Raw genomic sequence first — 13,935 nt, forward strand, 5'->3', positions numbered from 1 at the left:
CCGGTCAAAAAAACTCATAGCTCCTCTGCCGGATGGCCAGTTCCCTGACGCATGCTGCCAATGTACAAAATAACACTAGGGAGGTCAAAGAGATTCCAAGCGATTTGTACGGCTTTTTGAGGCTCTGTTCCTTTAATGCAACACAGAAACAACAAATTTACTGGACCTTTGCGCCTTCCGCCTGCGCGGCTGCATCGCGCTCTCTCTTTACCGAGGCAGCCTCCTCCAAGTTCAGCTTGTTCATACCGGTGAGTTTTTTGCGAAATTCTGCAGTGATATCACGGGCTTGCTGATAGTCATTCACAACGCGTGGTGTGATGGTGATGATGAGTTCGCTGCGCTCATTGGTCGCAGATTTGGCACCGAACAGCGCTCCCACGACGGGTATATCTGACAACAGAGGCAAGCCCTGCGAACCAGCAGTTTTGTTGTCCTTGATCAGCCCAGCTAGTACCATGGTGTCACCCGACTGCACATTCACTGTGGTCTGCGCCGTGCGTTTGTTAATAGTAGGGGACTTGATTTCACTGGATGTAGTTTCCGCAACATCGCTGACCTCCTGGCTGACCTCCAGAGTAACCAATCCACCCGCATTGATGTGGGGGCGGACTGACAACACAACGCCTGTGTCAACATAATTCACAGACGTGGTGATTGGGGTGCCTGCGACGCCAGAGATTGTGCTCTGCCCTTGCACAGGGACGCTGGAACCCACGTTGATTTTGGCAACCTGGTTGTCCGTGACCATGATATGTGGCGACGACAACACATTCACTTTGGTAGTGCTGGCCAAAGCACTCAACACAGCAGAAATATTGCCCCCCGTGGTTCGCCATACTGCCGTAAAAGGCAGCACCGACGTTACCGCTTCTGCAGAATTAGTAGGTAGAGCACTCCCCCTGCTGCCGTTGCTACCATAGGCGTTAACCAATTTTCCAGTCAATCCATTGGTTCCATTGTTAAAGAACCACTCCAACCCATAGTTCAAGGCCCCACCTAGAGTGACCTCGGCAATAGTGACCTCGACCAAGACCTGGCGCGGCACAACGTCCAGCTTTCTAATAGCTTCTTCAATCTTTTCGTACTCGGCCCCATTGGCCAATATCAGTAGCGTGTTGTTATCGCGGTCTGCAATGACTTTTACGGTACTTGCTGCACTGAGGCCCAGCGCCTCACCGGTACCTGACGCCACGACACTAGCCGACGAATTTGTTGTATTGGCGCCCATTGGTGCGCCAGCGGTTGATGAGCCACTGGTCGAACTCGACAGGCCACCCGGCGCGCCACTGGTACTGCCACCTGTGGATTGCAACGAAGTTCCGACCAAGCCCGGCGCCACTGTTGCTGCAGGCGTGCTGCTAGTTGACTTGCCACCAATGACCTGGCTCAGCAGGGCTGCAATCTTTTCAGCATTGCCGTTCTGTACGGGATAAACATGCAAACGCGTTCCGCTCCTGCCGCCACTGCGGTCCAGGCGCTCGATCCATTGGCGGGCCTGCTCCAGGTACTGCGGCCTTGGGCTGACGACAAACACGGCATTCATGCGCTCGATAGGCAAGATACGCAGCAGACCAGCAAATGGCGTCTTGGACTTGTCGCCAAACAGGATTTCCAGCTCAGGCAGGATGCTTTTCACATCTGCACTTTTGAGGGTGAACAAGCCCACCGACATCCCCGCCAGCCAGTCCAAATCGAATACGCTTACGGTCTCCAGCGCATGGCGCATCTCCCCCTCCCCGCCTGCCAGCATGAGCAGGTTGCGGCTCTCATCTACGCGCAGAATGCTGCCCTCTGGCAACAGTGGCTCCAGTATCTTGGCCATTTCACGGGCAGAGATGTATTGCAACTGCACGATCTGAACGCTGTATCCCGGCTGCAGCACTCCCGTTTTTGGCGTGGTAGAGCCGCGCAGCGCGGTGTTGAGTGGGCTGATCTTATAGGCGCCGTTTTCCTTGACCATCGCAGCGCCATTCATGCGCAACACAGTTTCCAGAATCGGTGTTACTGCCGCGCGGTTGATGGGCTGGCTGGTGTGGATGGTGACCGCGCCATTCACCTTGGGATCAATGGTGTAGTTTTCACCCAGCATGTCACCCATAACCACGCGAACCACTTCGCGTAAATCCGCACCTTCAAAGTTCAGCACAATGTCTTGCGGACCTGCAGGCGCTGCAGCCATGTTGGCGGGCTTCACAAAAATCCCTGTCCCCGGAATGATTTTGGGGGCGTCAGCATCTGCTTTCTTGGTTTCCAACATGACGGTCTTCGAATTGGCCTCGGCCTTCACAGGCGCCACAGCCATCGGCGCCACCGTCTGCGCTACTACCTGAGTCTGTGTTGCCGTGGGCTGGCTTGCGCAGCCCACAAAAAATACGTGCATGCAGCACAGCAATGCGGTAGCGATTTTTGTCAGTTGGTGCGGTTGTTTTTTCATTCTGTGTTCCGGATTTTTCGGTTACGCGCGGCTCTAAATTTCTACGAGTCCGTTCACTACTTTTTCTTTAACTCAGTATGTCGCTGCGTTATTTCAGGTGGCGGCGCACCAGGGGCAGATGCGGGTGCACTCGCCGCCAGATGAGGCGCAGCGTTCAGCGTCGTTGGGGCTGCTACCGGCCCTGGAGCCCGCGCCGCCGCGCTCTTGGGCCCTGTTTGAACGTTGAGAACGAGTTCTTCACTCTCCGCCCCCTGACGCAGCACAACCTTTGAGGGCCCAACTTCGCCAACAGTCATACCGCGCACAACTCCGTTCAACGCCACGGTCTCTGCTTTGTTGGTTTGAACGTCCCGCAACTGCGCCGAGCTTCGCTGCGGCGTAATTAGAACACCCACCAAAACAAACTGCCCTTTTTTCATGGCGGCCACGCCGTCTTTACTGGCTACAGCAGAGGATCGACGATTAATAGAAAACAGCGAACGGGATATCAACTCAGGAAAACCGGCGTCCTCGGGCGGCAGACTGAATTCTGGCAAAATATTGAGTGGCTTGGCCGCAACCGCCGGTATGTTGCGCATTTTCAGCAACTCCCGCTGAAGGTTCAGCGCCTGATTCCACTCCCACACCAAAACGCCTGCTAGTAGCAGCGCGGCCAGCGTCAGGGCGATGGCGAGGTACTTCTCGCGTCCCATAGAGGCGTTCATGGGGCGCCTTTCAGGGCGTAGCCCGTCAAATCGAACTGGACGACCAAATCCGGTTCATTGGAAGATTCCACACGATTGACCTGCATGTTGGGTGCGCGAATGGAGAAATTGTCCAAAAACATATAAGGATGCGCCGACTCCAGCCCGTACAACATTCCCTTGACAGCGGTCAATGGAGCGATGAGTTGAACCTGGAGTGTGACTTGGCGGTATAGGCCGTCGTCCTTGTGCGCCAAGACTTGGATACTGTTGACCTTGGCACCGTTTGCATCAAAAACAGATTGGGCTTTCTCTTGCAACTCTGCTGCGGCGAGCGCAGGGCTGGCACCTTTGAGAAAGTGGCGTTTGGCTTCCAAAGCCTTGACTTCGACTGCCTGTTTTTGCAAGGCATCCCGCGTGCCCACAATTCTGGAGTAACGCTCCAAACGACTGGTGGCATCTTCAAACGCCACGTCGTAATGCTGATTGACCAGCCACACAGGCAATGCAACTGCGGCACCGGCGACTGCAATAACCAGGACCAAAATAGCCAGGGCAGCGGCTTTCTTCTGGCGGGGACCAAACTGTTTCATGGCGCCTTACCTCCTACTCCAGTCGGCACAGGTGCGCTTAAGCCAGGCGATAAAGAAGTAGCGTTGTTCTTTGCATCAGAGCGCAATTGAATCTCCAACTGGTACCGCTCCGTTCCAGCAAGTTGCCCCTTAGAGGAGGCCGAAGACAGACTCGCTTCTCGAAAGATGCTGGACTTTTCAAACAGCCCGATGAGCCGCGGCGAAGAAGCTGTCTCGCCCTGAATAAGCAACTTTTTCCCTTTCAGGTCAAAAAACTGTATCCACGTGTCGTCCGGAAGGATGTGCGTCAATTCCTCCATGACCTGGATCACCGCAGGGAAGGCTTGGCGTTTTTCAATCAGATAGTTGTGCTGCAATACGCGGGCTTCCAGTTCAACGCGCACTGCGCTAACCGCCTCTGCCGCTTTTTTCCCCTTGTCAACCCATGGCAGTAATTGCACGACCGCTTCGCGCTTAATAAGCGGAGGGATGGCCACAGCGGCCATACCGAGCAACAGCACAAGCCCAGCCAGCCAGGGGTTTGCACCATGCCGAAGCGGCGAGGGCGCAGCCCCAGCAGCAGCAGCCGGTAGCAAATTGAGGAGCACGCCGGAAGCCAGATTCTCGTCGGCAAAGACCGCCCGAACATCCACCCCCAATCCCAGCAAAATCTTGATTGCCGGATCTACCGTGTCGCGTGGCGCCACCACCAGCTCCAACGTCAATTGCCTGGATTCAAAATCTCTTGCCTTGACCAAGTAGCTGAAGTAAACGCGGTCCAGTGAAAATGGCGTGTGCTGTTCCACTTGGAATTCCAGCACCTGGCGCAAATTCTCCTCAGTGGCCAGGGGCAGGCTGATGGTTTTGCGCAATAGATGGTGATGGGACAGGGAAATGGCAACCGTACGGTTGCCAGCAACCACTGGCTTGACCATTTGCGGGTGAACTTGCTTCAACGTGAGCACCACGTAGCTCTCCAGAGTTGGCCCAGAAGAACGCATCCAACCAGGCACCATGCTGGACAACTCGCCCAGCCACCAGGTTAAGAAACGACTGGTCTTCAGTTGCTTCTTCAACCTCGCCAGAGATTCGTTGAAATTTTCCAATAAAGCTGTCATTTCGTTCCCGAAGATTGTTCGCTCTCGCCCTCACCCCATGCCAGCACAACAACTGGGCGCTTCGGGTCCCGGGTTATCCGGGCAACGGCTTGTCGTACAAACGCTGTGCCATCGGCCATTTTGACTTCACTGCGCACCGCATACGCCGGCAATCCACCCGGCCCAGATGCAAACGCCCCGGCCCCCACGAACACCGGCGCAGGTTGCTGAGAGGCCATCATGCTGGCGCGCAGTACCAGAAACTGCTCCACCATTTCCGGGCTGACACCGGGTATGGCCAACAATGCCTGGCGCTGTGCAACCGCAGTATTGACGCCGGGTTGCCTAGAGTAAACGGTCAACGCCGGCTCCAGTAAACGAAATACCTGGGGCGTCATACCCAGAACCCGCTGCAACTCATCAACGGTTTCAAACGGTGCATTGGGAGGTGTATAACTTTTGCCTGCGGCGACATACTCTGCCTCCTCCGCCCCATGGAGTCTTCTCAGCTTGTCCGTATCCCGCCAATCCTGCACGCTGTCAGCCAGCGCCACAGCAGACTCTTGTGTCATTCCTGCAGACCGAAAAAGTCCCACAAGCAAAAGTTCAGATGCCGTGTTGAGATCAATTTTACCAGACTCGTCCTGAATCGAAACCCGCAGCACACCGTCAGCCAGACTCAGGTCATGCGCCGCGCCATCACCCACCCAGCGATTCAACTCCGTTGGCGGTTTCATCAGTTCATACCATGCGCGGTACACGCCAGCGTCGGCCTGCGCCTGCGCCTGGGCGGCGGACAACAGGTTGCGGGCAATCTGCGCCTCGCCACGCATGCTGAACGCAAAGTTTCCGGCTATTACCGAAAGCAAGGTGACGACCCACAGCACCAGTACCAGCGCTACACCCCGTTGGCGGATCATCGCGGAGCCTCCGGTATCAGCATGGGCGCAACCATAAAATCCGGCCATTCCGAACCGTCTGCAAACCGGACCTGGATCCTGATCAGCATTGGCATCGTCACCACACTGTCCCAGCGATCCATCCAGCGAGGAGCCGCAGCCTCGGTTTCCCGGCCGAAATAACTTAGCCAGATGTCGTCCACCGTGTTGAGTTCGGTGCCCACCAACTGCATCTCCTTCACCGGCTCAAGTGCCGAGAAATCCTGCATGCTCGGATCGACCGGCAAATGCTTCCAGGTCAACCGACGGCCGTTTCCCGTTTGCTCCAGTTCCAGAGCGATGGCATACAGACCACCAACACCAATGCGTGACGGCAAGGGTGCGACGAAATGGAGCTTGTGGCGCTCGCCGACGAACGCAAATCGTTGGGGTAATCCTGCTTTCCAGCGGTAAGGGTAGATACGCTCCAATTCGCGGCGCAGGAAACTCTCCACCGAGCGCACTGAGTTCAGGGTATCAACCTGCTTTTGAACCGAATCCCAACTGCGCACACTCAGTCGCAAGCCGCCAAACAGCAAGACCAGAATCATCCCCAACAATGTCAGCGAGATCAACAACTCCAGGAGGGTGAATCCTCGCTGGTTGGGCAACGCGGGCTGATATCTCCGGCTCATTGGCGCGGCCCCAAGCGCACTGACGAGAGCTCTATCTGCTTGTCTCTTCCGTCTTCCTGCCACGCGACCTGCACGCGCACCAGATATTGGCGCACCGGCATCAACAGCCGGTCTGCTTCGCCGTTATCGTCCACCCGCGCAATATTGACCCGCCACTGCAAGCTGGTCCCGACCCGCCCGCTCTCCTCGCCGGGTACAAGCGCGTTCTCCACCCCTACAGCTGCCAACCTGGACTGTGCCAAAAAAACCGCGCGGCTGTAGCTGTCGGTCAGCCTGGAATTGCGCATGCCGCCCGAAAAAATGTGCAGGATCACCGCCATCGTCAGGGACAGCACGACGAAGGCAACCAGCACCTCCATCAAGGTCATGCCACGACAATGGTTGCGCATGGTTAGTCGAGGATGGCGACCTGCCCGGTCAGCCAGTTGATGTCTACGTCGTAATTGCGATCACGTGCGCTGAGGGTAATACGCCCGCCCGTAGACCCGCCGTCCGGAAAGAATCGAAAGGCGCCGGTAGACCCATTGACCAATTCGGACTGGGCGGTAAACAATTTAACTGCAATACTTTTGGGTAGTTGGTAAACGCGCTGATCGCCGCTCAGTTGAAACTGGTGCGCCTCCACATCCACTGTCAACACCGCTTCCGTTCGGCGTGAAATAGCATCACTGCGCGCCTTGCGCAAGCCTGCCGCCAATTGGCGCGCCGACGCCTTCAGCTCGGTACCCGAGACACCAGAGGAAACCATGGGACCCGCCAGTGTGTAGGCCATCGCCATGATGACCATCACGACCAGCAGTTCGATGATGGTGAAACCGCCCTGTCGGGCACAGTCTACTTTTTGCTGTCTTCCCAACCGTTGATATCCTTGTTTTCTGCGTCGCCACCCTCTTTGTTGTCAGCACCCAAGGAACTGATGTCGTAGGGACCATGCTGACCAGGGGAAACGTACCGGTAGTCGTTGTTCCAGGGGTCTTTTGGTAACGTCTTTTTCTTCAAGTACGGGCCATTCCAACCAGCGAGTCCGGGTGGCTGTTGGACCAGCGCCTGCAGCCCTTCCTGGCTTGTTGGGTAGCGGCCAGTCTCCAGTTTGAACAAGTCCAGACTGCCACCGAATTCCTCGATCTGCAATCTTGCGGTGTCTGACCGGGCTCCACCCAGGTAGCCGATGATCCGCGGCCCAGCAACACCTGCCAACAGACCCAAAATGACCAAAACCACCAGCAACTCAATAAGGGTAAAACCCCGCTGCTTTTGGTCTGCTTGCTTGCGCTTCATCAGTACATTCTCCAAAAATTCATTGCCTATTGACGCTTACATCGCCAAATCGTTCACACTTAATATCGCTACCAGGATGGACATGATGATTCCGCCGATGACCAGACCCAGCCCTAAAATCAGCACGGGCTCCATGAGGGCCAACAGGCGCTTGACCGCGGTTTGCACCTCACGGTCGTAGATATCGGCGACACGGATGAGCATTTCCTGCAGCTTGCCCGTCTCCTCGCCAACCATCACCAAGTGTACCGCCAGCTTGGGAAACAACCCGGTTTCCAACAAAGGCTTACCCAATCCCTTGCCCTCCTTGAGCTGCGCGGCCACCTCGGTCAAGCCTTGGGCCATCACGGTATTGCTCAGGGTTTCCTTCACAATGGACAGTGCAGCCAGCAGGGTCACCCCGTTGCCAATCAGGGTGCCCAGCGTGCGGGAAAACCGTGCGACTTCCAGCTTGCCAATCAGATCACCCAAGAGTGGCAAGTCCAGCAGCCTTTTGTCCCACTTCAGGCGGCTCGCTGGTTCCCGCATCTGTTTTCCAAACCATGCAAACCCGCCCACAACCACCAAAACCATGGCCCACCAGTAATCACGCACCGCATCCCCGGCTGCAATCACAACCTGGGTTGGCAGGGGCAGGGCTTTGCCAGACTCCTCAAACATTTGAGAAAACTGCGGAACCACCCATACCAGCAAGATGGCGACCGATAACACCGAGACCGTAACCAGAATGGCCGGGTAGATCAGCGCAGATTTCACGGTGTCGCGCAACTCTTTGGAGCGCTCCATAAATTCCGTTAAACGCTGCAAGACCACATCCAATGCACCGCCCGCCTCGCCTGCGCGGATCATATTCAGGTAGAAACGCGTGAATACACCTTTGCGCGCATCCATGGCCGTGGACAACGACGCGCCACCGCGCACGTCTTCCCGCAGCTGGCTCATCAGTTGCCGCACAGGCTCGCTGGCGGACAGACTGATCAGAATTTCCAAGCAGCGATCCAATGGCAATCCGGCCTTGAGCAGGGTGGCGATTTCCTGCGTAAAGACGGCAACGTCGTCCTGCGAGATGCGGTTCTTGGCAAAAATACCCCCGCCATTGGTTGGGGCAACACTACTGGCAGCAGCCTCTTCCACGCGAATGGGGATGAGTCCCATGCCCTGCAGGCGCTCAACAATGGCCGCCTGGGAAAGGCCATCCATGCTGCCTTCCTGGGTCTCTCCCTCTGGCGTAACCGCTTTATAGCTAAACAGCGACAAAAATCACTCCTCGCGCGTGACGCGCAGGACCTCTTCAATGGTGGTCACACCCGCCACGGCCTTGGATAGACCATTCTCGTACATGGTCTGCATGCCATCCGCAATGGCCTGTTGCCGGACTTCACCTGAGGTCACGTGGCGCATGATCATGCCGCGTATGGTGTCGGTCATCACCAACAGTTCGACGATGCTGACCCGGCCAGAGTAGCCGGTCCCACCGCACTCTTCACAACCAATGGGGCGGTACAGCACCACGGGGCTTGCGGCTGTGAAACGCGTCAACTGCATTTCTTCTATGACCTCCGGCAAGGCCGGATGCGCCTCACGGCAGTGTGTGCACAGTGTGCGCACCAGGCGCTGGGCCAGGATGCCGTTCACCGTAGAGGTCAACAGGTAGTCATCCATGCCCATATCCAGCAGACGATTGATCGTGCTGGCGGCATCGTTGGTGTGCAGCGTGGACAGCACCATGTGCCCCGTCAACGCAGACTGCACGGCAATCTGGGCCGTTTCCAGGTCGCGGATTTCACCAATCATGATGACATCGGGGTCCTGGCGCACGATGGACCGCAACGCATTGGCAAAGGTCAGACCGATCTGCGGCTTGACCTGGATCTGGTTGATACCCTCCATCTGGTACTCCACCGGGTCTTCCACGGTGAGTATCTTGATATCGGGCTTGTTGAGCTTGTCCAGCGCTGTGTACAGCGTCGTGGTTTTGCCGGAACCCGTGGGGCCTGTAACCAACACGATCCCGTGCGGCTGGTTCAGCACCTGCAGAAAACGCTCCAGAGCCACGGCGTCGAAACCCAGGGTGGCAAAGTCCAGCGTGGTACCGCTCTTGTCCAGGATACGCATCACCACACTTTCACCATGCATGGTGGGCACGGTGGAGACACGCAAATCGATCTCCTTGCCCTGCAGGCGCAGCTTGATGCGCCCGTCTTGCGGCAGGCGGCGCTCCGCAATATCCAGGCTGGCCATGATCTTGATACGCGAGATCACGGCTGCTGAGAATCGCCGCGGGGGTGACTCCACCTCGTGCATGACACCGTCGACCCGGTACCGCACGATCAACCGGTTTTCAAACGGTTCGATATGGATGTCCGACGCACGCGCTTGCAAGGCATGGCTGATGATGAGGCTGACCAGGCGGATGATGGGTGCTTCGGAAGCCAGTTCTTTCAACTGCTGAAGGTCTTCGTTGCCAACATCGTCGTCGCGGGTTTGCGCCTCGCCGACGATCTGGTCCATCGAGGTTTTGCCGGTGCCGTACAAGCGCTCAAATGCAGCATCCATCTCGGATGGCACCGCCAACTGCGGGACGATATTGCGCCCCGTCACCAACCGGAAGGCATTGCGCACATATTCGTCCGCCGGGTCAACCATGGCCAGCACGAGCTGGGCTTCATCTTCCAGCAGGGGCAAAGCCCGCGATTCCTTGATGAAGCGAACCGATACGCGCTCTTCCAGGATAGGCAACTCGGGGTAACTCGCCAGCGGGACCACCGGCACATCCATCTGTATGGAGAGCGCCTCGACAACGTCGCGTTCGGCGGCAAAGCCAGTGCGTGCCAATATGGCGCCAATGCGTTCTTGCTTATTGGTTTCCTGCACGCGCAGTGCGCGTTCCAGGTTGGCGAGGTCGAGCTTTCCACGCTCAATCAGTATTTCTCCAAGACGCATGCTCGACTCAATGACTTTCCGTGAAGAAAAATAGTGCGGATACTAGCATAGGCCTGCTTTGCACCGATCCGGCAAACCGAAGTCAGTACGACTGTTGTGGCCCATAAAAGTTCACCTGCAAACTTTATGTTTACCTGCGGTAGCCTGGCAGACAGGCTTGCTGGCGCATCCGCGACGAGATACTCTGGTGAACATGCTTTGGCCGTTGTTTTCACGCGCTACGCCAGTCCACCGCGATGGATATCATTCACTGGCTGAACAGCGCCTGGCACCCAGCACTGGAAATGTGTAAAGCAGCACCCCTAAATACTACAAAATAGATAGCATAATACTGAGCATCGACGGGGGCCAGAGCCCAATATCGCACATAGTGCCTTGCCCATACCTCCTTCCTGCAATCCATGACCCAGCCGCCCGCCATTGCCACCACGCCTGTCCCAGCCCTGGTCACTGTCATCATCGTCAACTTCAATGGTGGTGACATGATTGGGCAGTGCCTGGCCGCGCTGGCACGGCAAAGTTTTAGGGATTTTGTGACCGTGGTGGTGGACAACAACAGTTCGGACGGATCGGTTGCGGCGATCCGCGCACAGCATCCGCAGGTAGAGGTTCTGGCCTTGGCAGCCAATGCCGGGTTTGCTGGCGGCGTCAACCACGCACTGCGCACCCACGCACCGGGGCCGCTGGTGGCGCTGTTGAATCCGGACGCCTTTCCAGCGGTGGACTGGCTGGAGAACCTGGTGGCAGCCGCTGGCAAACATTCAGAGTTTGCAACGTTTGGCTCCCGAATGTACAGCGACACCGAACAGCAGCACCTGGACGGCGTGGGCGACGCCTACCACGTGAGCGGCCTGCCCTGGCGTCAGGGCCACGGCTGCCGCAACACGGACCAGCACAACCACGCGCGGGAAATCTTCGCGCCCTGCGCCGCCGCAGCCCTGTACCGGCGCAGTGCGCTGGACGCTGTCGGGCTGCTGGATGAGGAGTATTTCCTCTATGTAGAAGACGTAGACCTGGGCTTCAGGCTAAGGCTTGCGGGCTACCGGGCGCTCTACGTGCCCCAGGCGTCGATTCAGCACATAGGCTCGGCCTTTGTCGGGCGCAACAGCGACTTTCAGGTCTACCACGGGCACCGCAATCTGGTGTGGGTCTTTGTGAAGAACATGCCGGGCGTATTGTTCTGGCTCTTCCTGCCATTGCATATTGCGCTCAACCTGGTGACCCTGGTGTGGTTCAGCCTGCGCGGCAAGGGTAGCCTGCTGTGGCGCGCCAAGCGGGATGCCATCCGCGGCATTCCACACTATTGGACCAAGCGCCAGGCAGTGCAAACCCATCGCAAGGCCAGTGTCTGGGCCATCCTGCGCCAGTTGAGCTGGAACCCCTTCTCCCGCTGCGCCTGAGGTGCTTCTGACCAGCCCTAACGGCGGGCCACGATATTCAGCAGATTCAGCGCCATCGCCTGCACGGTAGTAAACAGATGCCCGGTGCGGGTGGGCTCCACCCAAAAGGCCTCTGCAACCCGACCCTTGCCGAGGTACAGGCCACGGTAGTTGTTCAAACCATCTACCGCGCGCTCGTAGTCGCCGCACACCATGGCCGTAGCGTGCTCCTTCAGCGCATCCCTTTTGATCTGAACTTGGTCGGTGATATCGACCACATGGGTGGCTGGCACCGGTGCCCACACCTCATAAAATAGCAACTGCTCCACACTGGCGGCACGGCGGCATAGCGGTTCCAGGAACGCAGCAATACGCACGTGGTCGCGGTGGTAGTCCAGCGGCGACGGCAGTATGACCCAGTCGGGTTGGTAATCGGCCAACAACTGTTGGATCTGGCGCGCCAGTGCGGGACTGCCTTCGAATGCGCCATCCGGCTGGTTCAGCTGCAATGAATCCGTGACGCCCAGGCGCGACAGCGCGCGCACAAACTCACCCTGGCGCACCACGCCCGCACCATCTGGCAAACCTCCGGCCCCACCGCCGTCGGTAACCAGCACCACCTTGACGGGGCACAGCGGCGCCAGGCGTGCCAGCGTGCCACCGCAGCCCAGCGTCTCATCGTCCGGATGCGGCACAAAAACCAACACCTTGCGCGCCTGTGCCAGATCCAGCGGCTGCGGCAGGGGGCAGGGCTGCAGCCCTGCCAATTGCCGCTGGATACGCCTATGGGTAAAAAAGCTGAACATATTGCTCCACCACCGATTCCAGATTGGGTGCCTTGCGCGCCTGAGCCACAGCACGCGCGGCCAGTGCATGCCGCTGTGCCGGTTGGGACACCAAGGCTTCCAGTGCAGACTCCAGCGCCCCCTGGTCCACCGGGATCAACCAGGCGCCACTGCCCATGACCTCGGGCACACCACCTACCGCCGTGCAGATGCAGGGCAGCCCGGCGATGAGCGCCTCAAAGTTGGCCAGCCCAAATGACTCGGTCACCGAGGTACTGACGTAGGCATTGGCCGCCGCGTAGTACGGCTGCACATCGTCCACCATGGCAAAGTGAATACGGTCCCCGAAACCGGCGGCGTCGGCTAGCTGCTGCAGGCCACCGCGGTCCCCGTCGCCCAGAAGGTGGAGGTGCAAAGCAGGGTAACGCTGGGCCAGGCTGGCACAGGCGGCCACCACAATATCAAAGCGCTTCAGGGGCACCAAGCGGCCGACGCCCAGTACGTGGAAATCCTGCGGGGACCAGCCCAGTGATTGGCACGCGACTTCGCGGTCTACCAACGTCATCACCGGCGCCGCGTGGCTGATGGTATGCCAGTGCGGCGGGTTAAAGGGCAGCGCCAGGTCTCGCGCCAATTGGTCCAACGCAAGCTGTGTGGGTGCGGTCACCCAGTGTGCCCGACGCAGCACAAACGCTTCCAACCGCCGCAGCCAGCGCTGCATGCGTGGTCCTTGCACCAGCCCGTCTTCGTGGGTGGCACGGCTGTAGCAGCCAAAGCCATGTTCGGTGATGCCCCAGCGCACGCCCTGCAAACCCAGGCGTTTGCGCCCCAGCCAAAAACCCAGGCCCAGCCACGGGTCGTGCAGGTGGACCGCGGTGTAGCCTTCCTGCCGGGCGACGTGGGCGGCAAACCAGCCCATGTGCATGCGTTCTGCCAGCGCACCCAGCACCTGCTGCACCGACGGCCTGCTTGCGACACCCGGCAGCCGGCGCAAACGCGCAAGCCATCGGTAACGCTTGTCTTGGGATGCAGTGGGCAGATCTTCCTGACACAGGTAGCGCACCCGCCACGCCTTGTTGGTCAGCGCATCAACGACAGGCATCAGACTGCGCCCCAGGCCGTAGCGGCGGTCACCGGACATCTCCCGCGTAACCATCAACACACTGCGGGGGAGTTCAGTCATGCAACAGC

At 58.2% G+C, this 13,935-nt stretch carries 14 protein-coding genes; 1 reads left to right on the plus strand and 13 read right to left on the minus strand.

Annotated features, from left to right (window positions below; genetic code table 11):
* Positions 1–157 precede the first annotated feature (157 nt).
* From gspD to gspE, 11 genes are all read right to left on the minus strand, one after another.
* Positions 158–2,257: a type II secretion system secretin GspD gene (gene gspD, locus HZ993_RS12205; protein ID WP_209393026.1), complete on the minus strand. Its 2,100-nt coding sequence runs from the start codon at positions 2,255–2,257 to the stop codon at positions 158–160.
* Between the two features lie 233 nt (positions 2,258–2,490).
* Positions 2,491–3,138 carry a hypothetical protein gene (locus HZ993_RS12210; protein ID WP_209393027.1) on the minus strand — a complete coding sequence of 216 codons (648 nt, stop codon included), beginning with the start codon at positions 3,136–3,138 and terminating at the stop codon, positions 2,491–2,493.
* Positions 3,135–3,710 carry a type II secretion system protein GspM gene (gene gspM / locus HZ993_RS12215; RefSeq protein ID WP_209393028.1) on the minus strand — a complete coding sequence of 192 codons (576 nt, stop codon included), beginning with the start codon at positions 3,708–3,710 and terminating at the stop codon, positions 3,135–3,137. Before gspM ends, HZ993_RS12210 begins: the two co-directional genes overlap by 4 nt.
* On the minus strand, positions 3,707–4,807 hold the full coding sequence (locus HZ993_RS12220) for a PilN domain-containing protein (protein ID WP_209393029.1): 1,101 nt from the start codon (positions 4,805–4,807) through the stop codon (positions 3,707–3,709). The genes gspM and HZ993_RS12220 overlap by 4 nt, the downstream gene beginning before the upstream one ends.
* Positions 4,804–5,673: a general secretion pathway protein GspK gene (locus HZ993_RS12225; RefSeq protein WP_209393030.1), complete on the minus strand. Its 870-nt coding sequence runs from the start codon at positions 5,671–5,673 to the stop codon at positions 4,804–4,806. Before HZ993_RS12225 ends, HZ993_RS12220 begins: the two co-directional genes overlap by 4 nt.
* 29 nt (positions 5,674–5,702) lie before the next feature.
* Positions 5,703–6,359, minus strand: a complete 657-nt coding sequence (locus HZ993_RS12230) for a prepilin-type N-terminal cleavage/methylation domain-containing protein (RefSeq protein ID WP_371816927.1) — start codon at positions 6,357–6,359, stop codon at positions 5,703–5,705.
* Positions 6,356–6,748: a prepilin-type N-terminal cleavage/methylation domain-containing protein gene (locus tag HZ993_RS12235; protein WP_256440881.1), complete on the minus strand. Its 393-nt coding sequence runs from the start codon at positions 6,746–6,748 to the stop codon at positions 6,356–6,358. The genes HZ993_RS12230 and HZ993_RS12235 overlap by 4 nt, the downstream gene beginning before the upstream one ends.
* 2 nt (positions 6,749–6,750) lie before the next feature.
* Positions 6,751–7,215: a GspH/FimT family pseudopilin gene (locus tag HZ993_RS12240; RefSeq protein ID WP_209393033.1), complete on the minus strand. Its 465-nt coding sequence runs from the start codon at positions 7,213–7,215 to the stop codon at positions 6,751–6,753.
* Positions 7,194–7,637, minus strand: a complete 444-nt coding sequence (gspG, locus tag HZ993_RS12245) for a type II secretion system major pseudopilin GspG (RefSeq protein ID WP_209393034.1) — start codon at positions 7,635–7,637, stop codon at positions 7,194–7,196. Before gspG ends, HZ993_RS12240 begins: the two co-directional genes overlap by 22 nt.
* A 36-nt stretch (positions 7,638–7,673) precedes the next feature.
* Positions 7,674–8,837 (minus strand): type II secretion system F family protein, encoded by a 1,164-nt coding sequence (locus tag HZ993_RS12250; protein WP_209393035.1) that lies wholly within the window; start codon positions 8,835–8,837, stop codon positions 7,674–7,676.
* A gap of 60 nt (positions 8,838–8,897) precedes the next feature.
* Entirely contained in the window at positions 8,898–10,580 is a 1,683-nt protein-coding gene (gspE, locus tag HZ993_RS12255; protein ID WP_209393036.1) for a type II secretion system ATPase GspE, read from the minus strand.
* 401 nt (positions 10,581–10,981) lie between these two features.
* Here gspE and HZ993_RS12260 point away from each other — a divergent pair, with 401 nt between their 5' ends.
* Entirely contained in the window at positions 10,982–11,980 is a 999-nt protein-coding gene (locus tag HZ993_RS12260) for a glycosyltransferase family 2 protein (RefSeq protein ID WP_209393037.1), read from the plus strand.
* A 17-nt stretch (positions 11,981–11,997) separates the two neighbouring features.
* On the opposite strand, the gene HZ993_RS12265 is transcribed toward HZ993_RS12260, so the two are convergent.
* Both HZ993_RS12265 and HZ993_RS12270 read right to left on the minus strand, forming a co-directional pair.
* Positions 11,998–12,765 carry a PIG-L deacetylase family protein gene (locus HZ993_RS12265; protein ID WP_209393038.1) on the minus strand — a complete coding sequence of 256 codons (768 nt, stop codon included), beginning with the start codon at positions 12,763–12,765 and terminating at the stop codon, positions 11,998–12,000.
* Positions 12,743–13,927, minus strand: a complete 1,185-nt coding sequence (locus HZ993_RS12270) for a glycosyltransferase family 4 protein (RefSeq protein ID WP_209393039.1) — start codon at positions 13,925–13,927, stop codon at positions 12,743–12,745. The genes HZ993_RS12265 and HZ993_RS12270 overlap by 23 nt, the downstream gene beginning before the upstream one ends.
* Positions 13,928–13,935 lie beyond the last annotated feature (8 nt).

The organism is Rhodoferax sp. AJA081-3 (assembly GCF_017798165.1).
In the GTDB taxonomy this organism is placed as follows: domain Bacteria; phylum Pseudomonadota; class Gammaproteobacteria; order Burkholderiales; family Burkholderiaceae_C; genus Allorhodoferax.